Origin of the sequence: Mogibacterium pumilum (assembly GCF_002243385.1) — a bacterium.
In the GTDB taxonomy this organism is placed as follows: Bacteria; Bacillota; Clostridia; order Peptostreptococcales; family Anaerovoracaceae; genus Mogibacterium; species Mogibacterium pumilum.
This window is the reverse complement of record NZ_CP016199.1, coordinates 1,253,813-1,274,649: the sequence shown is the minus strand read 5'-3', so window position 1 is coordinate 1,274,649 and position 20,837 is coordinate 1,253,813. Positions and strand designations below refer to the sequence as shown.

Below are 20,837 nucleotides of genomic sequence, written 5' to 3'. Positions count from 1 at the left end.
AAATCATGTCATCTGACCCCGTGAGTTGGACTATATACGTACTGATATTGTTAGTTGTACTTGTCGCTAACGGCTTAGTTTCAGCATCACTTAACGCGCTTGACTATGTCGATAGAAACAAGTTAAACGAGCTTAGAGAAGACGAGCCTAATAACAAAAAAGCTGAACTTATACACGACTTCATCAAGAAGCCGTCAAGGTATCATTACCCAGATAGAATTTTCATGTATTCAATGGCAATTGCTGCCATCGTAGTTTTTAATTTTGGATTTTACTCTAAGCTTGATTCATATCGCTTTCTGCCGGTAGTAGCGAATATATTATTTGCTATTTTTTACTTCGCTTTGGCTGATATTTTTCCAAAAAAACTAGCTGTACAGTCTGCTGATTCTTACGCCCTTAAACTTGTATTACTCCAACGCTTCGTTTGTATAGTACTTTTTCCGATTACAACACTTTGTCTTGGAGTTGCAAATCTTTTTCTTCTTATAATGAGAAAAGATATAGATGTTGATGATACACAGTTTTCCGAGGACCACGTAAGGTCAATGCTCGACAAGGGGCAAGAGAGCGGTGATCTCAAAGAAGAAGGTCGTCGTATGATCGATAGTATATTTGAATTTGACGATCTCCTTGCGTACGAGATTATGACCCCGCGTACAGACGTGTTCATGATTGATCTTCAGGATGATAAAGAAGAATATTTTGAGGAATTAATGGAACTTCGTCACTCACGAATTCCAATATGTGACGGTGATACCGACAATATAATCGGCCTTCTCCTTGTTAAGGATTATCTGCTTAAAGGTGCATCTGTAGGATTTGATGACATAGATATCAAGGAGATAATGCGAGAACCTTATCTTGTTCCCGAGACTAAGAACATAGATTCTCTCTTCATTGAACTTCAGAAGACAAAACAACACATCGCCATATTAATAGATGAGTATGGCGGCTTTAGTGGAATTGTCTCAATAGAGGATATAATTGAACAGATTGTTGGCGATATAGATGATGAATTCGATGATGAAGATAGAATTATCGAAAAAATATCGGACTCTGAGTTCGTCGTGGATGGAAACGTATATCTTGACGACTTAGATGAAGAAACTGGTATAGGGCTCGAATCCGAGAACAGCGAAACTGTAGGTGGATTTATCATCGACTATATTGGTGAAATTCCTAAGGAAAATTCTACATATAACCCAATACAATACAAAAATATTACTTTCCAGATATTAGAGGTAAAGGATAGACGTATAGAGAAAGTTCGCATCACTGTAGTAGAAGATACACAAGAGACGGAAAAGGAAGAGCGTGCTGATGAGTAATTTTGATACTACTAACGGTAATATAAATATTGATGATCAAGTTATCGTGGGATATATTACTGAAGAAATATATAAAATTAAAGGTGTAAGCCGTATGATTTCTAGTATTTCAGATAGTTTTTCCAAGAATATATTTGGTCGTGATAACGGCATGAATGGCGTTCGTATTATCCGAGATGATAACAATATAACTATTAATATTCATATAATCGTGTATTACGGATTTAATATCCCACAAGTATCGTACGAGATACAGAGCGCTATAAAGAATTCAATTGAAAATTTGACGGGGCTTACTGTAGACGCTGTAAATATAAGCGTCGAAGGAATTGACCAGGAGAATAGCTAATGGATAGAAGAATAATTAGAGAAAACATAATGCAGTTTGTTTATCAGATGGATGTATCTGATAATTTTGATTACGAACAACAGGCATGTGTTGAAGAAGCAGAGAAAGCACTTAAACATAATCAAGCAGTTGAAACGCTAAGTGCAATTAGGGATCATATCGAGGATATCGACAAACTCATTTCTAATAGCATTGATAAATGGGATATTGATAGACTTCCTAAAGCTGATTTAGCAATCCTTAGAACAGCACTTGCTGAAATTTTATACGTCGATTCAATTCCGGCCAATGTTTCTATCAACGAAGCGGTTGAGCTTGGTAAGACTTATGGTGACGAACGTTCATATGCGTTTATAAACTCAGTACTAGGTAAGATTAACAGGGAATTAAATGAACAGTAGATATTGCCTCGGCATTGATACGTCTAATTATAAAACATCGGTAGCGATTACCGATGAGCATGATGATATAATATTTGAAAAATCTGAATTCTTGGAGGTTGAACACGGTGCGCTTGGACTAAGGCAGTCTATCGCTTTCTTTAAGCACGTAAATGTTCTACCTTCATTTATTGAGGAGGCTCTTTCTAAAGTTAATATAAATGACATTAGATGCATTTCCGTTTCCAATGCTCCTAGACGGGTTAAAGGTTCATACATGCCCGTATTTATGGCAGGATATAATGCTGCTAAAATTCTAAGCAGCAGTCTAGCTGTACCGCTTTATACATTTTCCCACCAAGAAGGCCACGTTGCTGCAGTTCTAAAGTTCTTTGACACAGGACTATCAGATGAAAAAGCAATATTCTTTCATCTCAGTGGCGGCACAACAGAAGCTCTACTTGCAGCGAATGACGGTGTTCACTATGGGCTTGAAATAGTTGGCGGAACAAAGGACATAAGCGTGGGTAAACTACTAGATAGAGCAGGAGCTGCCCTAGGTTACGATTTTCCAGCAGGTAAATACATTGATCAACTCGCTTTAAAATCTGGATATAACAGTTCTAAACATCTAACAACGATTAAAGTTGATGATGGATGGTTTAACTTGTCGGGTACTGAATATCAAGTTTTAAACGCCATAGAAACATATGGAACAGAGGTTGCCGCTGAACTTATGGAAAGGGTATCAATACTGCTTTTCGATGTTTCAAAATATCTGGCTAATAAGTTTGATACACAAAAAATTTATATGGCAGGAGGGGTGGCATCAAGCAAGTTTTTTAGAGCGAAAATAAGAGAACTTACACATGAGAATAGTTCTTTGACAATAAATTTTGGTAGTCCAGAGCTATCTGGCGATAATGCTGTCGGTATAGCTCTTCTCGGAGGAAAAGCATCAAATGAATCCATTTTCAATAACACAATTTAATGAATATGTATCGAAAAAGCTCAATGGCGATCCTAATCTCAAGAATTTACCCCTAATAGGTGAAGTCTCTGGTGTTTCTATGAGTGCCGGACATATGTATTTCTCTTTGAAAGACGAAAATAGCGTACTTCGTGCGGTAATATGGAGAAGTAATATTTCTCGAATCGACACATCCCTAATCCGGAATGGTAGTAAAATAGTGGCGCTTGGTGACATAAGTGCATATGCACGTGGAGGAAACTATTCATTTTCTGTGCGAATGATTGAAAGCTTTGGAGAAGGCGACCTTGCAAAAGAGTATCACCGCGTCAAGAAGTTGCTCGAGTCAGAAGGCCTTTTCTCTAGAGAACATAAGAAACCGATTCCAAAGTTCGCTGGAAGAATAGGAGTTGTAACATCAGATACTGGTGCAGCTATTGAAGATATTAAGAAGATAATCACAACTAAGAATGATTATGCTGATATAATAATCTTTCCAACGCTCGTTCAAGGTATAGGTTCACCGGCCAGTATAATCAAAAACATTGAAACTGCGAATATAGTTAGCAAATCAGGAAAGCATATAGATGTACTCATCGTCGGACGTGGCGGTGGATCAGCGGAAGATTTGGCAGCATTTAACGACGAAGGTGTAGCAAGGGCGATATTTGCATCTGAAATTCCAATCATAAGTGCAGTTGGTCATGAATCGGATGTATCAATATCTGACTGGGTGGCTGATGCCAGAGCAGAAACACCGACCGCCGCAGCTAATATGGCTGCCATTAATACATCCGAACTTAGAGAACAAATCGCGAGAAATGAGCAAGAGTTAAAAAAATCCATTGATTATAAAATTAAGATGGAACGTAACAACATCAAAATTCAAAGAGATCATCTCATTCACGTTATAAGCAGTAAAATTCGCGAGATGAGACTTAATATCGACAAAGCTGTTATAACACTTAGGGAGAATAATCCGACTAACGTTCTCAATAAGGGTTATGCACTGGTTACTAAAGATAATCATGTAGTCTCAGAGGTATCAAATATCGATTTAGACGAGACTTATACAGTAGTTATGGCCGATGGATCTTTTGAAGCTAAAACTAAGTCTAAAACGCAAAAATAAAGAGGTGTGATATGACTAATAATATTGATAAAACCTTTATGGAGGCATACCAAGGCTTGGTAGATGCCGCAACCAATATTACAAAACAGACAACTTCAATCGATGAGTCAATGAAACTATTTGACGAAGGAATGAAAGATGCAGAACTGTGTAGCAATATTCTCGACGAAGCAGAGCAAAAAATCGAAGTATACACTAATGAAGAAAACTAGAGGCTAACATGTATAGTTACGACGAATATAAAGCGATTATCGAAAAGCATTTGCTTGATTATATTCCTGTAATTGATATTAAAGCTAGAACGCTTTTCGATTCTATGGAATACAGTATTATGAGCGGAGGAAAGAGACTTCGTCCAGTAATGCTATTGGCCGCATGTGATTTTGCAGGAGGGGATATATATGAAGCCCTACCGTTTGCATGTGCTATTGAGTATATTCATACGTATTCACTCATTCACGATGATTTACCTGCGATGGATGATGATGATTTGCGCCGCGGCAATCCAACTAACCATAAAGTATTTGGCGAAGATATCGCCATCCTAGGCGGTGATGCTCTTCTAAATACTGCTATGGAACTCATGTTCAGAGATTTCACATATCACTTCGATAATCCAGAGAAGCTTAAGAGACACTGCTGTGCAGGACTCACAATTGCAAAAGCTGCAGGTGTCAATGGAATGATTGCAGGCCAAGTTGTCGATGTTAAAAATAACATTAAGGACTGCTCGCATGAGTTCGTTGATTTTATCGAGGAAAATAAGACTGGGGCTCTTATCAGCGCTCCAATCATCTCTGGACTAGGCATTGGCGGTGCTGATAAGGAAGTCGTTGATGCATTTACCATTTATGCTAGACTCATCGGAAAAGCTTTCCAGATATCAGATGATATTCTCGACATGACAGGTTCAGCTGAAGAGCTCGGTAAGACACCTGGAAAAGATTCTCAGCAAGAGAAAGCAAACTTTGCCATAGTTAACGGCATAGAACAAGCTCGCCAAGAGCTTCATAAGCTTACAATCACAGCTATCGAATCAATTGAGAGATTTGAAACACAAGATAAAAAATTCTTTACAGATCTAGCACTTAAGCTAGAACAGAGGAGAGCATAATGAAGTATGATCTTGAACATGAAGATCTAATATCTATTATAAAAACAGCGGATGATAGTGGACTCGATGAGCTATGTAAAGACATTAGAGAATTCCTGATTCAGAAAGTCTCTAAAACAGGAGGCCACCTGGCTTCCAACCTTGGTGTAGTCGAATTAACTGTTGCAATGCATAAGGTTTACGATAGTCCTCGAGACAAATTAATCTATGATGTAGGTCACCAGACTTACGTACATAAGATACTTACCGGCAGAGCCGATCAATTTGATACACTCCGCAAGTTTAAGGGACTAAGCGGTTTTCCTAAGGCCTATGAAAGCGTACATGACGCTTACGACACAGGCCACAGCAGCACGTCGCTTGGAGCCGCTGCAGGATACGCTGTCGCAAGAAATCTCAGAGGCGAAGACAATGAAGTAGTTGCACTTATTGGAGATGGAGCTATGACTGGCGGTTTAGTATACGAAGCCTTAAATAACATTGGTTCAAGTAGACTGAAAGTCCGAATTATCCTTAACGATAATGGAATGTCCATTGCGCACAATGTCGGTGCAATGTCGAAGCATTTACAGGGACTTCGTAGTTCATCTAATTATATAAATGCAAAGAAATCAGTTAGAAATTCTCTAAACAAAGTTCCACTGATTGGAAAACCTATCTCAAACGGAATAAGTAGAATTAAGTCGCGCATTAAGTTATCAGTTCTCGACCAGCAGGGTATTTTATTTGAAGAGCTAGGAATCAAGTATATCGGACCAGTTGATGGTTACAATATACCTAGGCTAACAGAGGCTTTTAATGCTGCAAATGCAGTTGATGGACCTACACTTGTACACGTTATAACGACAAAAGGTAAAGGTTATTCTTGGTCTGAAAAATATCCTAAAAAATTTCACGGAGTTGGACCATTCAGCGTTGATGACGGTAATATATTATCGTCTAATTCTTCTTTACCAGAGCTATCTTTCTCTGAAGTTTTCGGTATTAAATTGCTTGAGCTAGCTAAAGAAGATGAAAGAATCGTTGCAATTACAGCAGCTATGGGTTCTGCTACTGGACTCGGCTCATTCTACGAAGAATTTCCAAATAGATTTTTTGATGTAGGCATCGCCGAGCAACATGCCGCTCTATTTGCTGCAGGCCTCGCTAAAGCTGGGATGGTTCCAGTAGCTCCGATTTACTCGTCCTTCCTACAGAGAGCGTATGATCAAATTATTGAGGATATCTGTATTCAGAATCAGCATGTTGTCTTTGGGGTCGATAGGGCAGGACTCGTGGGCGCAGATGGTGAAACTCATCACGGTGTATTTGATCTCAGTTATCTGTCAAGCATTCCTAATATGACTGTGTTTGCACCAGCAGACGGCACTCAACTTGAAGAAATGCTTGAATATGCAGTTAAAGATATGAGTTCACCTGTTGCTATAAGGTATCCACGCGGTTCAGCAGAGTTTGAGCATCTCAAGCTAAAACCTTTTTCAGGGAATAATATCAAACTGTCAACAGGTACTGATATTACTATACTTGCTGTTGGTAGTATGCTTGATACTGCTCTTGAAGCTGCTCGCGAACTCATGTCAAAAGGATATAGCGTAGGCGTTACAAATGTCTGTGTTGTTAGTCCGTTTGAAGTTACTTTGACCGATCTAGATACTAAACTAGTGATCACTATCGAAGATAATGTTATCCGCGGCGGATTTGGTGAAGCCTTTGCTTCTTCAGCACTTAAAAAAAGACATAGATATGGATTGATCACTCTAGGCGTTCCCGATGCATTCATAGAGCAAGGATCTGTAAAGCAACTTCACATCGAATGTGGAATGACTGCTATCGACATTGTGAAAGGAGCAACTGAATACTTTGAAAGAAAGGCTTGATGTCATACTTGTAAATATGGGACTTGCTCCATCAAGGGATAATGCTAAGCGCACTATTATGGCTGGATTAGTTACAGTTGACGGAGTTGTTGAGACCAAGTCTGGTCAGAAATTTGATGTCGACAGTGAGATTATAGTTAAGGATAAGCTCCTCAAGTATGTTAGCCGCGGTGGACTTAAGCTTGAAAAAGCTATCGAATCGTTTGATATTAATCTCGAAGGCTCTTATACAGTTGATATGGGAGCTTCAACAGGAGGATTTACAGATTGTATGCTCATGAACGGAGCCATCAAAGTTTATGCACTAGATGTCGGCTATGGACAGCTTGATTATAAGCTACGTGTGAATCCTCGTGTAATAAACATGGAGAAAACGAACATACGTTACCTCAATACTGCCCTTATAGAAGAGCCGATAGACTTTATTTCAATCGATGTCTCTTTTATTTCTCTAAAGCATATGTTCCCGGTTGCCGCTGAGATTCTCAAGGACTCTGGAGCAGTTATGTGTCTTATAAAGCCGCAGTTTGAGGCGGGACGTGAACAGGTTGGTAAAAAAGGAATAGTTAGAGATAGCAAGGTGCACGTAGAAGTTATTGAGAATGTAATTGGTTACGCGGCTCTCGATGGGCTTTATCCACACGGTCTCGACTATTCGCCTGTAAAGGGAACAAAGGGTAATATCGAGTACTTGCTATATCTCAAGAAGACAGAATCAATCGATATTATTTCACCAGATGAAGTGGTGAATAGAGCTCATAGTGAGCTTGATTATTAATGCAGCAAGGGGGTAATCATGGGTCTTTCACCGATGATGCAACAATATAACGACATTAAAGAGCAATACAAGGACTGCCTACTCATGTATAGATTGGGTGACTTTTACGAGCTGTTTTTTGATGATGCTCTCACTACATCACGCGAATTGGAATTAACTCTGACAGGCAGAAATTGTGGCCTAGAAGAGCGAGCTCCCATGTGTGGTGTTCCTTTTCATGCTGCAAATTCATACATCGCTAAGCTGGTTGCTAAAGGTTATAAAGTAGCGATATGCGAACAGGTTGAAGATCCTAAAGAAGCAAGGGGCATAGTAAAGCGCGAAGTTATACGTATAATTACACCTGGAACAATTGATATTGATGAAGCTACAAGTGCTAATGATAATCTCTATCTTGCTTCTGTTTACATCACTAGCAAGACTAGTTCAATCGCATATACTGATATTACTACAGGAGAATTTACAGTTCTAGAAATACGAGATAATCAAGATATTGAGCAGTTAATTTCAGAGCTCTCACGTATTGCGCCAAAGGAGATTATCTATTTTGATGAAACCTCTTCAGACTTTATCGATAGATACACCAAAGCTGCACCTGAAACCTATATCAACAATATCGATGAATCCTATTTTAAATATTCATCCTGTGAAGACATACTTTTGTCACAATTTGATGTTACTTCACTTATTCCTCTTGATATACAGGATAAGAGGGAAGTTACCATTGCATCAGGCGCACTGCTACTTTATCTCATGGAAACCGAGAAGCACGCATTGCCTCAGATTAAACATTTGTCTTTAAAAGAATCTGACCTAGGTATGATTCTTGATCGTTCTACCATGCGTAATCTCGAGCTTCTCGAGACACAGTACAATCAGAGTCAAAAAGGCTCACTTCTCAATGTAATAGATAAAACACATACAGCAATGGGAGGCAGACTTATCAAAAGATTCATCAAGGAGCCTCTCAAAGACAGCATAGCTATCAACGAAAGATTAGATGCGGTAGAGGCGCTCGTTGACTTGCCATTAAACAGAGCTAATATTGTATCTTCATTAAAGCGTGTATATGATTTTGAACGTCTCACAGCTAGAATTGCAAGCCTTAGAGCTAACGGCAAGGATCTCATCGCCCTAAAAACGACACTTCGAGAACTTCCTTCAATAAAGGAAGAGCTTCAGAATATCGATACATCGCTCTTAAATGACGTGTATTTATCACTCGATGATTTTTCCGAGCTGGAGGAGCTCATCGAGAACTCGATTGTAGAAGAGCCGCCATTTACAATTACAGATGGTGAATTGATTAAACCAGGCTACTCTAAGGAGCTCGATGATTTAAAGCTGTCAATCAAAGATGCTAAAGAATGGATTACAGGCCTTGAAACTAGAGAGAAAGAACGTACAGGTATTAAGAATTTAAAGGTTGGATTCAACAAAGTATTCGGTTATTACATCGATATTAGTAAATCTAATCTTCCGCTCGTACCTGATGACTATATCAGAAAACAAACACTCGTTAACAATGAGCGATATATTACACCTGAACTGAAAGAAAAGGAGAGTCTTGTACTCTCTGCTGAAGCTAAGATCAACAATATAGAGTACGAGATTTTTAAAGATATTCGTTCATCCATTGAACCTTACTTTGCAAGACTTCAGAAGGCTTCTGCATCAGTCGCACTTCTCGATGTGCTAACCGCTCTTGCAGATGTCGCATCTAGATACGGCTACGTAAAACCGATTGTTGATGATTCCAATGTAATCGATATCAGAGAAGGACGTCATCCTGCAGTTGAGCAGATGATAGGTGAAGGCCTATTCGTATCAAATAGCACTTCGCTAGATACGGTATCACGAAGCATGCTAATTATCACAGGTCCAAATATGTCTGGTAAATCAACGTATATGCGCCAAACTGCGATAATCGTATTGATGGCACAGCTAGGCTCTTTCGTGCCTTGTGAAAGCGCTCATATTGGAGCTGTTGATAGGGTATTTACGAGAATCGGTGCATCCGATAACCTTTCACATGGTCAATCTACCTTCTATATAGAAATGAGTGAATTGGCAAATATCCTAAGAAATGCTACTGAGCAAAGCCTCATTATCCTTGATGAGATAGGTAGAGGAACTAGCACATTTGATGGTCTTTCTATAGCATGGGCAACGATAGAGTATTTATCGAAACCAGGAAATTGTATTAGGACTATGTTCGCTACTCACTACCATGAATTAATGGTTCTCGAAAGCAAGTACGCAAATGTAAAGAACCTCTCTGTAGCCGTAAGTGAGCAGGGAAGCGATATAATATTTTTGCATAAGATAATAGAGCAACCAGCTAGTAAGAGTTACGGAATTCATGTTGCTAAGATTGCCGGTGTACCATCTGAAATACGTAAGAAAGCAAATGTAAAACTACGTGAACTGGAATCTGGATCTAGCTCTTCACCTATAACAAGTGATCAGATATCGTTCTTCGGACAGAGCATTGTAGCAGAAGAAGAGAACACGTATGACGAAGTTATCAATGAACTCAAGGACATTAACCTTAATGACATCACGCCGATGGAAGCGATGTTAAAACTAAAGGAAATTCAGGATAAAGTAAAATAGAAGGAGTTACCATGATAAGAATTCTCGATGAGTTTATAGCTGATAAAATAGCAGCAGGCGAGGTTATTGAACGCCCGCTTTCTATTGTCAAAGAGCTTACTGAGAACTCCATTGATGCAGGTTCCTCGCAGATTGTAATTGAGATTAGAAATGGTGGTAAATCATATATTAGGGTAACCGACAATGGTTCTGGAATCTCTAGTGATGAAGTAGAGATTGCATTCGAAAGACACGCCACAGGCAAAATATCTAAACTGAGTGATCTTGATCATATAAGCACACTTGGCTTCAGAGGTGAGGCTCTTGCCAGTATCACGGCTATCTCAAGGCTTACTATATATACTAAAACAGAAGATTCTGAACTTGGTACTAAACTTAAGATGCAAGGTGGCGCTACTGTCAGTTTAGAGAAGACGGGCATGAACACTGGAACAACAATGGTCGTTGAAGATGTTTTCTATAATACGCCTGCAAGACGTAAATTCATGAAGAGCGATGCAGCTGAAGCTACTGTCATCATTGATATGATTCAAAAAATGGCTATCTATTATTCTCACATTGCTTTTAGACTCATCAACAACAAACAGACTGTTATTGCAACACCTGGTACTGGAGATATACTCACTACTATTCAGTCGATATACCCATCTTATCGCGAGCTAATAGAAATAAATGGTGACTACGTTCATGGATTTATCTCAGATCCAGGTAGCACAAAGAGCAATAGAAGAGGTCAGATTTTCTTCGTAAACGGCAGATATATCAGTAGTTCTACGATTGAAAAGGGAATTACAAAGGGATACGGAGACAGAATATTTTCCGGTCATCCTATATGTATATTATTTTTGGAAGTTAACCCAGAAACTATAGATGTAAATATACATCCTAACAAAAAAGAAATTAAGTTCCTACAGGAAGATGATATCGTTAAAGACATTGAAAACGCTATCAAGCGTGTAATTAATTCAGAGAATACAATTCCTTCAGCAATAGGTCTTAGATACGAAGGGGATTCTGATGCAAAAGCTTCTTCAACAGCAGATATCAGCTCTTCAGCAGCCCATCAAGGTAAATCACTAGAATCTGAGGACTCCGTTAGTAGTTATACCACTGAAAAGAGCACGCAGATTGATATAAAGTCGTTTTTAGCAGCTAAAACTCGAGTTTCAGATATTACTCATAACTACACAACTTATGAATCGGTTGAACCCGAACAAAATATCACTGCTACAGCTTCCAAAACAGACGTTTTGGAAGAATGCAATTATAACAATAACATATCAACTACTCATAATAATGATTTTATAATCAACGAAATTGACAGAGATGATGTTATAATTAAAAAGAAGATTTCACTAAAGGCACCTGCTGTAAAATCATTTGATTTTGAATCACTCGCATATAAAGGATATTTGTTCGATACTTATATAATCATGCAATCAACTGACGTGGCATACCTAGTAGATCAACACGCTGCACACGAGCGTATCATGTACGAGAGTTTTATCACTATGTATAACGACTCAGAACATGTATCTCAGCCGATGCTTATTCCTTTTTCTATTGAGACCTCGAGCGATGTTTATGCTGCTGAGAGACTCTGGATGGATGATCTCGCTAGGCTAGGCTTCGATATCGATGATTTTGGAAATAACACCTTCATCGTTAGAGGTATTCCTACTTACATGGATAAAGGGGAAGCGGAATTATTTCTAAAAACTTACATAGAGGACCCAGAATCACGTTCAGAACGTGGTAATACTACAGTAATCGATAAACTTATCATGCGTTCGTGTAAAGCTGCTGTAAAAGGAAATAATAAGCTTAGCACTATGGAGATTGAAGAATTACTCGACCAACTTGCAAACTGTGTTAATCCGTTCAGCTGTCCTCACGGAAGACCTACGTTTATCAGGTTCACATTATCTGAAATTTCACGCGCATTTAAGCGGTAATTATATATAGAAGGGGAAATTATTATGACCATAAGAGATAGAAAAGTGTATGTAATTGGAGGCCCGACTGCGGCGGGGAAGAGTGTGGTTGCTCTTTATCTCGCTAAACGAATTCAAGGTGAGATTGTAAACTGCGACTCTGTACAGCTTTATAAATACATGGATATAGGAAGTGCTAAGCCTTCCCAAAAGGATATGAATGCTGTTCCTCATCACATGTACGGATTCGTTGATCCTGCTGACGATATAACTGTTGCACAGTATCAGCAGCTCGCTTTTGATAAAATCGACGAAATTCTATCTCGCGGCAAGACACCGATTGTTGTCGGCGGAACAGGACTATATCTTAACTCACTGATTTACAAGATGTCATTTGCAGCAAAGCCTATAAATCTCAAGAGAAGAGATGAACTTGAAAATCTGGCAGAGGTGAGAGGCAAGGAGTATCTCTTCGAGCTTCTATCTGCAGTTGATCCAGAAGCTGCTGCAAGAATTCACCCAAATAATATCAGAAAGATAATTCGCGCTATTGAAGCTTACGAGCTTGGTTCAAAGCTAGAATCTATGGACAAGCTTGAACCTAACACCAAGTATGACTTCAAGATTAACATCGTAAATATGGAGCGTGAATGGCTTTATAACCGTATCAATAGACGCGTTGATAAGCTTATGAAAGAGGGACTTCTCCAAGAGGTTAAGCATCTTATAGCCATGGGATATAATCACGATACTCCTGCGATGAAGGGTATAGGATATAAAGAACTATTATCATACTTAGATGGTAATTCTACGCTTGAAGAAGCAGTTAACGACATAAAGACCAATACACGTCACTATGCGAAGCGTCAGCTCACTTGGTTTAAGCGTTATGAAAATGCCCACTGGGTTGAGATTAAAAAAGGACAGATGGTTGGTAATGTAGTCGATGAAATTATAGAGGCTAGCAAATAAAATAGGGAATATGACTATTAAAAGAAAAATCGGAATCGCTGGCGGCGATGCAAAGCGGCTCAAAATTCATAATAAATCTGATAAGCCAGATAATGTAATTGAGAAAGAAAACGAAATCTATATCCAATGCGAAGCAATTGAACGCGAACTACCAAGTTTTCTGCGTTCATATTTTGTATACCTAAAAGGAAATGTTCTTCCTATGTCTAGACTTGCATATCTGCAAGATATACGATTTTTCTTTGATTATCTTATTACCAATACTTCGCTCACAAATGCTGATGTTCCTAAAGATATAAAGCTTGAAGAAATTCGTGAAATTACATCTATGGATGTAAATCTCTTTATCGATTTCTGTCGTAAATACACCGTTGATGATGGCGATAAGATAATCATTTACGAGAACAACAACAAGACTCTCGCACGGAAAAAATCGTCTGTATCCGTTATGTTTAAACAGCTCTATCGTGATGGATTCGTTGATAACAACATAACTGATGGTTTTGATCCAATCAAGGTTCCAAAGCCTGGTGAACGCGAGATAAAAGCACTCCAAGATGATGAAGTTATGGTTATGCTAGACGCGGTAACCACTGGTTCAACTATGACTCCACATGAGCGAAAGTACTGGGAGAAGACGAAGCTTCGCGACAAAGCTATTCTCATGCTTTTCTTAACGTATGGACTTCGACTATCTGAGCTTCAGCAGCTCAATATTTCATCATTTAACTTCTCTCGCGGTGAATTTACCATTTACAGAAAGCGAGGAAAGGAATCAAGTATGCCGATTAATCAATCGGTACAGATGACTGTTCAGGACTATATTAATAACGAGAGATCATCAATTGCCGAGGAAACGGAAGCTGACGAAGATGCGTTATTTCTTTCTTTACAGGGAAGACGCATGACATCACGATCTATAAGGGAGCTGGTAAAAAAATATACTGCTATTGCCCTTAATACGACCAAACATAACGGTTATAGCCCGCATAAGCTACGTGCAACGGCAGCAACTAGTCTTATAGGACGCGGAAACTCCATCTACGATGTACAAGCTCTACTTGATCACGAGCAAGTAACGACGACTCAGCTTTACGCTTCACATAAGATGAATGTAAAGCGAGATTTGGTAAAAGATATGGAGTGGGAGATAGAGAGAAAGGATAACGATTAATGACTAGCTATAATGAACACCTCATAAAGAATTTTGGTATCAAGCCTGCCGTTCTGGACATAGTAGATAGGGCAGAGGAGAAGTTGAAAGAACAGTTTGCTGAACTAGAGGATATATGTGCTATTAACCAGCTCAAAGTTCTAGGTGCCTTTCAAGATAATAAAATAAGCGATTCGCACTTCGCATGGAACACTGGGTATGGATATGATGATGCAGGTCGTGAAGCCGTTGAAAAGGTGTATGCTAGCATCTTCAATACGGAGGCAGCTCTTGTACGACCCAATATCGTAAATGGCACACATGCGCTCTCTACAACGCTTTTCGGCCTTCTTAAACCTGGTGAAGAACTGATATACGTAACTGGCAGACCATATGACACACTCCAAACTGTCATCGGAATAAATGACCATGAGTACATGGGGACTTTGACAGATTACGGCATAAAATACAGTGAAGTTGAGTTAAATGATAACTGGGACGTTGACTTAGAGGCAATAAAGAGATCACTTCACGAGAATACACGTGTCGTTGCAATGCAACGTTCAACCGGATACGACTGGAGACCAGCGATAACTTTAGACAGCATTCGTAAAGTCCCTGATTTTATACACGAAATTCGCCCGGATATCATAGTTATGGTAGATAATTGCTATGGTGAGTTCGTAAGTGCAGAGGAGCCTACTGACTTTGGTGTGGATGTAATTGCAGGTTCTCTTATCAAGAATCCTGGTGGTGGACTAGCGCTTTCTGGTGGATATATCTGCGGTAAAGAGGAACTAATAGAAAGGATCTCATATCGTCTCACGTGCCCAGGCATTGGTTCAGAATGTGGATTAACTTTTGGGCAGAATCGTTCTGTTCTTCAGGGAATTTTCCTCGCACCTAAGATTGTAAATGCAGCGCTAAAAGGTGCTATGTTATGCGGTACTGTTTATGACATGCTCGGTTATGAGGTTTGTCCGCCAGTTTCTGCTGAGAGAAGCGACATAGTAGAAGCAATTAAATTTAAGGATCCTAACCTAGCAATAGCTTTTATTCAAGCAATCCAGTCTGCTGCACCAATCGATGCATACGTTACTCCAATTCCATGGGATATGCCTGGATACGATGACCAGGTGATTATGGCAGCTGGAGCCTTTGTACAGGGATCCTCCATAGAATTAAGTGCCGATGCTCCACTCAGAGAACCTTATATCGCTTACTATCAGGGCGGTCTTACTTATGAACATGCTAGATTCGGTATTATTAAAAGCTTACATGAGCTAGTGAATAGGGGCTTAATAGATGTCAACAAAACGCAAGGTGACAACAGAATATAAGAATGAATGTACAGCAAATGATGCTATACCTGATCTAGAGCGAGATGCACGTGCAAATGCACGCAATATGTCTGTTTCTAAACGATTAATCGCCTTCGGTAAGCTATTTTTACTTTTCGCTATACTAATTGTTGTTCCACTCGTGCTATATTTCTTATATAGAGATACGTTATTCAATAAGGCTTATTTGTCAAATATATCTAATAAGCTCGATGAATTTAAGGGTTTTGCATTTATACCGTTAATATGCCTACAAATTTTCCAAATAGTCATCTGTATCATACCAGGTCAACCGATACAGTTCGCATCAAGTTACTTATATGGCATATTAGGTGGTTTCTTGATTTCGCTAACTGGGGCTATCATCGGAACTGTTATCACTTACTACCTTGCGAGGTTTCTTGGCAGCGATGCTCTTCATATTATATTTGGCGAAGAAAAAGTTAAATCTCATGTGCGAAAACTTAATAGTAGACGTGCCTATATGATTATATTTCTCGTGTATTTGATACCTGGTGTTCCCAAAGACTTTACCAGCTATATTGCAGGTATTTCAAATGTTAAACTAAAACCTTTTTTATTACTTTCTGTAATCGGAAGATCTCCGGGAGTACTTGAAAGCTTGCTATTTGGTGCATTTTTAGCTCAGAGAAATTATTTTGGGATTACTGTTCTAATTATTGTCAGTATCATTATTTTGCTGTTATGTTACATGAAACGTGATGTTTTACTTCGATTTATTGACTCCGATGAGGATTCTGAAGATAAAGTAGAGGTTTAAATTATGTCTAAGAAAGAAAAGATTGAAAAAACTAATGCTATGAGACAGCTTGATAGTGCCGGTATAGAACATGGTATCAGTGAGTACGATTATAATGAATCTGATCTCTCTGGAGAGCATGTTGCTGCAGCACTCGGAATATCTGAGGAAGAAATTTTCAAGACATTAGTAACTCATTCTAACTCAGGAGAATATTACGTATTTGTAATTCCTGTTGCATCTGAGCTAAGTCTTAAAAAAGCTGCATCTGTAGCAGGTGTTAAGAAGATAGAGATGATTCATCTCAAGGAATTACTTCCGTTGACAGGCTATGTTAGAGGTGGCTGTTCTCCAATAGGTATGAAAAAACTTTTCCCGACCTTTATCGATGAAACAGCGATTCTGTATGATCAGATATATATATCGGCAGGAAAGAGGGGGGCTCAGATTATAATTAACGGGGAAAAATTAGCTGAGTTTATCAATGCTTCTTTTGCGGATATAACAGCATAATACTCTAATAATAATTTAGCTAGATATACTATACTTAGCTTGCTAAGCAATAAAAATAAGCAAAATCTAATGCTAGGTATATGAATTAATCATTCTAAAGATGTTGTAAAGACTGACTTACAGCATCTTTTTTTATTTTTTAAACATTTGTTCTTTTTCTATTGACTTTGAATATAGCAGGAGCTATACTATGTATATCCAAACAGAACATTTGTTCTTTTTTTAATTTTTAAGATAATTAGCACTTCAGTTATAAAGCTGTCAGTGTCATATACATACGGAGGTTAATATTATGAAGAAGAAATACAAGATTGTTTCACCGGTTAGATTTTTTATTTTTATCCTAGTATCAGTATTAAGCATGACTATGCTCATATACAGCTTACTTGGTTTTGCCACAACTGAAGCTGATACTTCTGATACATATAGACAGGTTGAAGTTCAAGAGAACGATACGCTTTGGTCTATAGCTAATAAGTATAACGGCAAGAACGTTGATCCTCGCACTACAGTTAATAAGATTTGCGAGATCAACAGTATATCTGCATCTGATGTACAGCCGGGAGATACTATTCTAGTTCCATTAGAGTCATAAAAAATCGAAGCCGAAATTTCGATTTAGAGACGTTTTTCTAAAGGTAAGGGTATTATGACACCTCCATAATCAATAATATATTCTTAAGGAGAGTGTATAAACCTTAATATCACAAAGGTATTGGTACAGTGTTATATCACTTGTTGTCAAATACATAAAGCTCCATTTACACGGCTGCCTTGATGACAGCCGTATTCTTTGTTTAATAACTATTCCCAAAATTATGATTTTAGGAATAGTTATGGAAATCAACAGGCTAAGCCCTTTCCTTAATGGACTTACAATCACCCAAATTGGAGGCATTATTTCAACTAAGAGAGCAAGGGTTAGCACCTCTTTGTACCTACCCTTGCTTTTGTCACAATTAAGATTTTCCCTTTTATTCATATTATACTACCATTTATCTCATTGTAATGTAGCCATTGTAGCCAGTCATATTGTCTGACCTAGCTATATCCGATAAGAAAATTCCTGAAATTCCATACGACTTCTTGAGGTATGGAAAATCATTAGTCTCGGCCCAAGATGGTTTATCTACATTTTTAGAAGCATTTTCTGTTGCTGCTACCCAAGCAGACTGGCATGGGAACCACATCTCTACAATACGGTCAAACTCACAGTTATTTACTTCCTTTATAATTTTGCTTGACAGACATCTAAGCACCTCATCCTGTTCTGTATAAGCCGGTAAGAATTCTTCCTTAAGCCACTTATCTCCTTCTTCTAGGCTAACACTTTCAGGATAGCGAACCATGAACTGCCATCTATAGTTTGGTCCATCTTCAACAGTTCTTCCTTCACCCTTAAAATCTTCTTCCCACCATACTGGAACGAATGCAAATACGAATGGGACTGTTCCGAGTTCCTCGTTACCCTTCGTAGATCTCGCATCATCCCCTTCAAAATTTACCTCTTCTGACTTATCGATAATATGAGAATTTCCCTCATCAGGAATATTATTTTGCCATACAAGTACATCTTTAGGAAAATACTCTGTTAATGCCTTATGATGCACGAAATTTCTGATGTCATTTGGATTTGCCAGCCAGTAGTGTTCTGTCATCTGCATTCTTACAGTTCCAAATCTTTCACCACCTGGTGGTGTTGGAAGTGCCTGGTAAAATGCATACTTTGAAACATAAGGTCCAAATTGCGAAATACTATCGGGCACATGATACCTATACAACCAATTTTCAAGCTTTATTCTGTAATCTTCATGTGCGAGATCAACGTATATTAAACTTCTTACCGGATAAAATTCAGGTCTATTCATTACATTTACCCCCTTTTTTACTCGTGACATATTGCTCTTGATGCTTTATCTGCAACTGGGTACCATAGTATAGCTATAATAAGTGTTGGGATATAACATGGGATAAATCCAGCAACTACAGCAATTAGATACTCACTCATAGTTCCATTACTAGCAATAAACACTCCAAAAGCTGTCATTACTATATCGAGAATAACTACAAAGAACAATGCGATTACAACGTTTGCAAGAAGTCCAAACTTCAATGTATTATTATCTGCATACTTACTAGCAAACTTAAAACCTATCATACCTACAGGTAGGAAATTAATGAAAAAAGTTAAGATATAAGCTAAGCAGAAGCTCGGAATAAATCTTTCCATAGTTAGATTCCCACCGAGTGCGAGAGCCACCATTGTAACAACAATACTTAATGGCAAGTCCATTATTAGTGCATATACTGCAGTCAGTTTTTTACTTTTTTGCATTGTAGTATCCTCCATTCATAATAAAAACAATCCCTAGTCCATAATCGTTAAAATCAAAACGACCTTGTTTATCTTTATTTTAAACAAACAAGGTCTCTTTGTATAATTAAATATTAGGTATGCTCTACATAACCGCGCTGTTATGCATCCGTTGAATGAGATAGTATCAAGTCGTATAACTCCCTAACTTCATCATTAGTGCTATTCTTAATCATTCCGATGCAGATAAATTCTTTCTCCTCTAGATCAATAGATTCTAAGTTCTTATCATTGAGGTATCCAGTGTATTCATCACAAATTGCAACTCCGAGATTATATCTAACACAGTTGACCATAGACTCAAAATTATTAACGAACTGAATTTTCGGCCGAACACCATAAGGCTGCATGTACATATTAATACTCTTTGTAACAGTATCATCCATGATACTCCAAGGTGCGAAAAACTTTTCTTTTGCAAAATCCTCTGGACTTAGATCAGCCTTCGAAGCTATTGGATTCTGCTTACTATAAATTAGTTTTTTCCTTGTCTCTAGGATATTATGTGATTCAATCTCTGCAAAAGTATCAAAAGTGTTCTTTAGTGAGATTGCGAGATCAAGTTCATCGGTAAGAAGCATTGTTGAGATCTCTTTAGCTCCGACATAATTAATCAGTATATCGACATATCCGTATGAGTCTCTATACTCCTTGATAATTTTAGTAAGCCATGATGCAAAGTCCCAACCTTCAAGTATTCCAATGGTTATAGTCTGACTTGCAATACCATCTAGCTCAGAAACTTCATGTTTAATATTACCCATTTCTGCCTTATATCTGCTAAAAAAGTCATAGTATCTCTTGCCAGCTTCTGTCAGTTCCGTTCTTCTATTGTTTCTTATAAACAGCCTAACACCGAGTTCTTTTTCCATAAGTGCAATTTGTTTAGAAATTGCAGGTTGAGATACAAAAAGTTCTTCAGAAGTCTTTGTAAAACTCGAGTTAGTGGCTACAGCCATAAAATAATCTATTTGAAGGTCATTCATAATACACCTCGTATTATAGTGTCATAGCCTTTTCTTTACCTTTTCTACAGGTTAGGCTATGCTGTTGAAGATGCTGTGGATTGGTTTTTTTCACCTACCGCATAGACGGTTTTAGTGAGGATCCAACCACAGCCTCTCTGTCTCATTGTTAATCAGTTAGATACCGCATGACGGTTTATGTAGAACGAGGTTACATCCGGCAGAGAGCCCTGTGGATCGACAGCAGCATCAAGATACTTTAAGGAGAATCTGATTATG

At 38.4% G+C, this 20,837-nt stretch carries 20 protein-coding genes; 17 read left to right on the top strand and 3 right to left on the bottom strand.

Going from position 1 to position 20,837, the window contains the following annotated elements; genetic code table 11:
* Window positions 1-5: 5 nt before the first annotated feature.
* From AXF17_RS06095 to yneA, 17 genes are all read left to right on the top strand, one after another.
* Complete coding sequence (locus tag AXF17_RS06095; RefSeq protein ID WP_094234257.1) at window positions 6-1,331, top strand: hemolysin family protein; 1,326 nt, start codon at window positions 6-8, stop codon at window positions 1,329-1,331.
* Window positions 1,324-1,680 (top strand): Asp23/Gls24 family envelope stress response protein, encoded by a 357-nt coding sequence (locus AXF17_RS06090; RefSeq protein ID WP_094234256.1) that lies wholly within the window; start codon window positions 1,324-1,326, stop codon window positions 1,678-1,680. Before AXF17_RS06095 ends, AXF17_RS06090 begins: the two co-directional genes overlap by 8 nt.
* Window positions 1,680-2,081, top strand: a complete 402-nt coding sequence (nusB, locus tag AXF17_RS06085; RefSeq protein ID WP_094234255.1) for a transcription antitermination factor NusB — start codon at window positions 1,680-1,682, stop codon at window positions 2,079-2,081. Before AXF17_RS06090 ends, nusB begins: the two co-directional genes overlap by 1 nt.
* The gene (locus AXF17_RS06080; RefSeq protein ID WP_094234254.1) at window positions 2,071-3,051 is read left to right on the top strand and encodes a tRNA (adenosine(37)-N6)-threonylcarbamoyltransferase complex transferase subunit TsaD; all 981 of its coding nucleotides are present in this window, start codon (window positions 2,071-2,073) and stop codon (window positions 3,049-3,051) included. Before nusB ends, AXF17_RS06080 begins: the two co-directional genes overlap by 11 nt.
* Entirely contained in the window at window positions 3,023-4,162 is a 1,140-nt protein-coding gene (xseA, locus tag AXF17_RS06075) for an exodeoxyribonuclease VII large subunit (RefSeq protein ID WP_094234253.1), read from the top strand. The genes AXF17_RS06080 and xseA overlap by 29 nt, the downstream gene beginning before the upstream one ends.
* A gap of 11 nt (window positions 4,163-4,173) precedes the next feature.
* On the top strand, window positions 4,174-4,374 hold the full coding sequence (gene xseB, locus AXF17_RS06070) for an exodeoxyribonuclease VII small subunit (protein WP_094234252.1): 201 nt from the start codon (window positions 4,174-4,176) through the stop codon (window positions 4,372-4,374).
* Between the two features lie 8 nt (window positions 4,375-4,382).
* Window positions 4,383-5,276: a polyprenyl synthetase family protein gene (locus AXF17_RS06065; RefSeq protein WP_094234251.1), complete on the top strand. Its 894-nt coding sequence runs from the start codon at window positions 4,383-4,385 to the stop codon at window positions 5,274-5,276.
* Window positions 5,276-7,153: a 1-deoxy-D-xylulose-5-phosphate synthase gene (gene dxs / locus AXF17_RS06060; RefSeq protein WP_094234250.1), complete on the top strand. Its 1,878-nt coding sequence runs from the start codon at window positions 5,276-5,278 to the stop codon at window positions 7,151-7,153. Before AXF17_RS06065 ends, dxs begins: the two co-directional genes overlap by 1 nt.
* Window positions 7,137-7,931: a TlyA family RNA methyltransferase gene (locus tag AXF17_RS06055; protein WP_094234249.1), complete on the top strand. Its 795-nt coding sequence runs from the start codon at window positions 7,137-7,139 to the stop codon at window positions 7,929-7,931. Before dxs ends, AXF17_RS06055 begins: the two co-directional genes overlap by 17 nt.
* 18 nt (window positions 7,932-7,949) lie before the next feature.
* Window positions 7,950-10,547 carry a DNA mismatch repair protein MutS gene (gene mutS, locus AXF17_RS06050; RefSeq protein WP_094234248.1) on the top strand — a complete coding sequence of 866 codons (2,598 nt, stop codon included), beginning with the start codon at window positions 7,950-7,952 and terminating at the stop codon, window positions 10,545-10,547.
* Window positions 10,548-10,558: 11 nt separating this feature from the next.
* On the top strand, window positions 10,559-12,502 hold the full coding sequence (gene mutL, locus AXF17_RS06045; RefSeq protein WP_094234247.1) for a DNA mismatch repair endonuclease MutL: 1,944 nt from the start codon (window positions 10,559-10,561) through the stop codon (window positions 12,500-12,502).
* Window positions 12,503-12,526: 24 nt separating this feature from the next.
* Window positions 12,527-13,453, top strand: a complete 927-nt coding sequence (gene miaA, locus AXF17_RS06040) for a tRNA (adenosine(37)-N6)-dimethylallyltransferase MiaA (RefSeq protein WP_237049019.1) — start codon at window positions 12,527-12,529, stop codon at window positions 13,451-13,453.
* A 10-nt stretch (window positions 13,454-13,463) separates the two neighbouring features.
* A complete protein-coding gene (locus tag AXF17_RS06035; RefSeq protein WP_094234246.1) occupies window positions 13,464-14,627 on the top strand; it encodes a tyrosine-type recombinase/integrase in 1,164 nt (387 codons plus the stop codon).
* Entirely contained in the window at window positions 14,627-15,946 is a 1,320-nt protein-coding gene (locus tag AXF17_RS06030) for a methionine gamma-lyase family protein (protein WP_094234245.1), read from the top strand. Before AXF17_RS06035 ends, AXF17_RS06030 begins: the two co-directional genes overlap by 1 nt.
* Entirely contained in the window at window positions 15,912-16,727 is an 816-nt protein-coding gene (locus AXF17_RS06025; protein ID WP_094234244.1) for a TVP38/TMEM64 family protein, read from the top strand. Before AXF17_RS06030 ends, AXF17_RS06025 begins: the two co-directional genes overlap by 35 nt.
* A gap of 3 nt (window positions 16,728-16,730) precedes the next feature.
* Window positions 16,731-17,219 carry a Cys-tRNA(Pro) deacylase gene (gene ybaK, locus AXF17_RS06020; protein WP_094234243.1) on the top strand — a complete coding sequence of 163 codons (489 nt, stop codon included), beginning with the start codon at window positions 16,731-16,733 and terminating at the stop codon, window positions 17,217-17,219.
* A gap of 292 nt (window positions 17,220-17,511) precedes the next feature.
* Window positions 17,512-17,814 carry a cell division suppressor protein YneA gene (gene yneA, locus AXF17_RS06015; RefSeq protein WP_094234242.1) on the top strand — a complete coding sequence of 101 codons (303 nt, stop codon included), beginning with the start codon at window positions 17,512-17,514 and terminating at the stop codon, window positions 17,812-17,814.
* A 400-nt stretch (window positions 17,815-18,214) separates the two neighbouring features.
* Here yneA and AXF17_RS06010 read toward each other — a convergent pair whose 3' ends face one another.
* The 3 genes from AXF17_RS06010 to AXF17_RS06000 all read right to left on the bottom strand — a co-directional run bounded on the left by AXF17_RS06010 (window position 18,215) and on the right by AXF17_RS06000 (window position 20,579).
* On the bottom strand, window positions 18,215-19,087 hold the full coding sequence (locus tag AXF17_RS06010; protein ID WP_094234241.1) for an acetyl-CoA hydrolase: 873 nt from the start codon (window positions 19,085-19,087) through the stop codon (window positions 18,215-18,217).
* A gap of 17 nt (window positions 19,088-19,104) precedes the next feature.
* A complete protein-coding gene (locus tag AXF17_RS06005; protein ID WP_094234240.1) occupies window positions 19,105-19,554 on the bottom strand; it encodes a hypothetical protein in 450 nt (149 codons plus the stop codon).
* Between the two features lie 140 nt (window positions 19,555-19,694).
* On the bottom strand, window positions 19,695-20,579 hold the full coding sequence (locus AXF17_RS06000) for a LysR family transcriptional regulator (RefSeq protein WP_094234239.1): 885 nt from the start codon (window positions 20,577-20,579) through the stop codon (window positions 19,695-19,697).
* Window positions 20,580-20,837: the final 258 nt, after the last annotated feature.

Bases quoted from the DNA above. Each gene is read 5' to 3' on its own strand.
- dxs (WP_094234250.1), top strand. From the start codon at position 5,276: ATGAAGTATGATCTTGAACATGAAGATCTAATATCTATTATAAAAACA.
- AXF17_RS06025 (WP_094234244.1), top strand. From the start codon at position 15,912: ATGTCAACAAAACGCAAGGTGACAACAGAATATAAGAATGAATGTACA.
- mutS (WP_094234248.1), top strand. From the start codon at position 7,950: ATGGGTCTTTCACCGATGATGCAACAATATAACGACATTAAAGAGCAA.
- nusB (WP_094234255.1), top strand. From the start codon at position 1,680: ATGGATAGAAGAATAATTAGAGAAAACATAATGCAGTTTGTTTATCAG.
- xseA (WP_094234253.1), top strand. From the start codon at position 3,023: ATGAATCCATTTTCAATAACACAATTTAATGAATATGTATCGAAAAAG.
- AXF17_RS06065 (WP_094234251.1), top strand. From the start codon at position 4,383: ATGTATAGTTACGACGAATATAAAGCGATTATCGAAAAGCATTTGCTT.
- ybaK (WP_094234243.1), top strand. From the start codon at position 16,731: ATGTCTAAGAAAGAAAAGATTGAAAAAACTAATGCTATGAGACAGCTT.
- AXF17_RS06030 (WP_094234245.1), top strand. From the start codon at position 14,627: ATGACTAGCTATAATGAACACCTCATAAAGAATTTTGGTATCAAGCCT.
- miaA (WP_237049019.1), top strand. From the start codon at position 12,527: ATGACCATAAGAGATAGAAAAGTGTATGTAATTGGAGGCCCGACTGCG.
- yneA (WP_094234242.1), top strand. From the start codon at position 17,512: ATGAAGAAGAAATACAAGATTGTTTCACCGGTTAGATTTTTTATTTTT.
- AXF17_RS06035 (WP_094234246.1), top strand. From the start codon at position 13,464: ATGACTATTAAAAGAAAAATCGGAATCGCTGGCGGCGATGCAAAGCGG.
- xseB (WP_094234252.1), top strand. From the start codon at position 4,174: ATGACTAATAATATTGATAAAACCTTTATGGAGGCATACCAAGGCTTG.
- mutL (WP_094234247.1), top strand. From the start codon at position 10,559: ATGATAAGAATTCTCGATGAGTTTATAGCTGATAAAATAGCAGCAGGC.
- AXF17_RS06080 (WP_094234254.1), top strand. From the start codon at position 2,071: ATGAACAGTAGATATTGCCTCGGCATTGATACGTCTAATTATAAAACA.
- AXF17_RS06095 (WP_094234257.1), top strand. From the start codon at position 6: ATGTCATCTGACCCCGTGAGTTGGACTATATACGTACTGATATTGTTA.
- AXF17_RS06090 (WP_094234256.1), top strand. From the start codon at position 1,324: ATGAGTAATTTTGATACTACTAACGGTAATATAAATATTGATGATCAA.
- AXF17_RS06000 (WP_094234239.1), bottom strand. From the start codon at position 20,579: ATGAATGACCTTCAAATAGATTATTTTATGGCTGTAGCCACTAACTCG.
- AXF17_RS06010 (WP_094234241.1), bottom strand. From the start codon at position 19,087: ATGAATAGACCTGAATTTTATCCGGTAAGAAGTTTAATATACGTTGAT.
- AXF17_RS06005 (WP_094234240.1), bottom strand. From the start codon at position 19,554: ATGCAAAAAAGTAAAAAACTGACTGCAGTATATGCACTAATAATGGAC.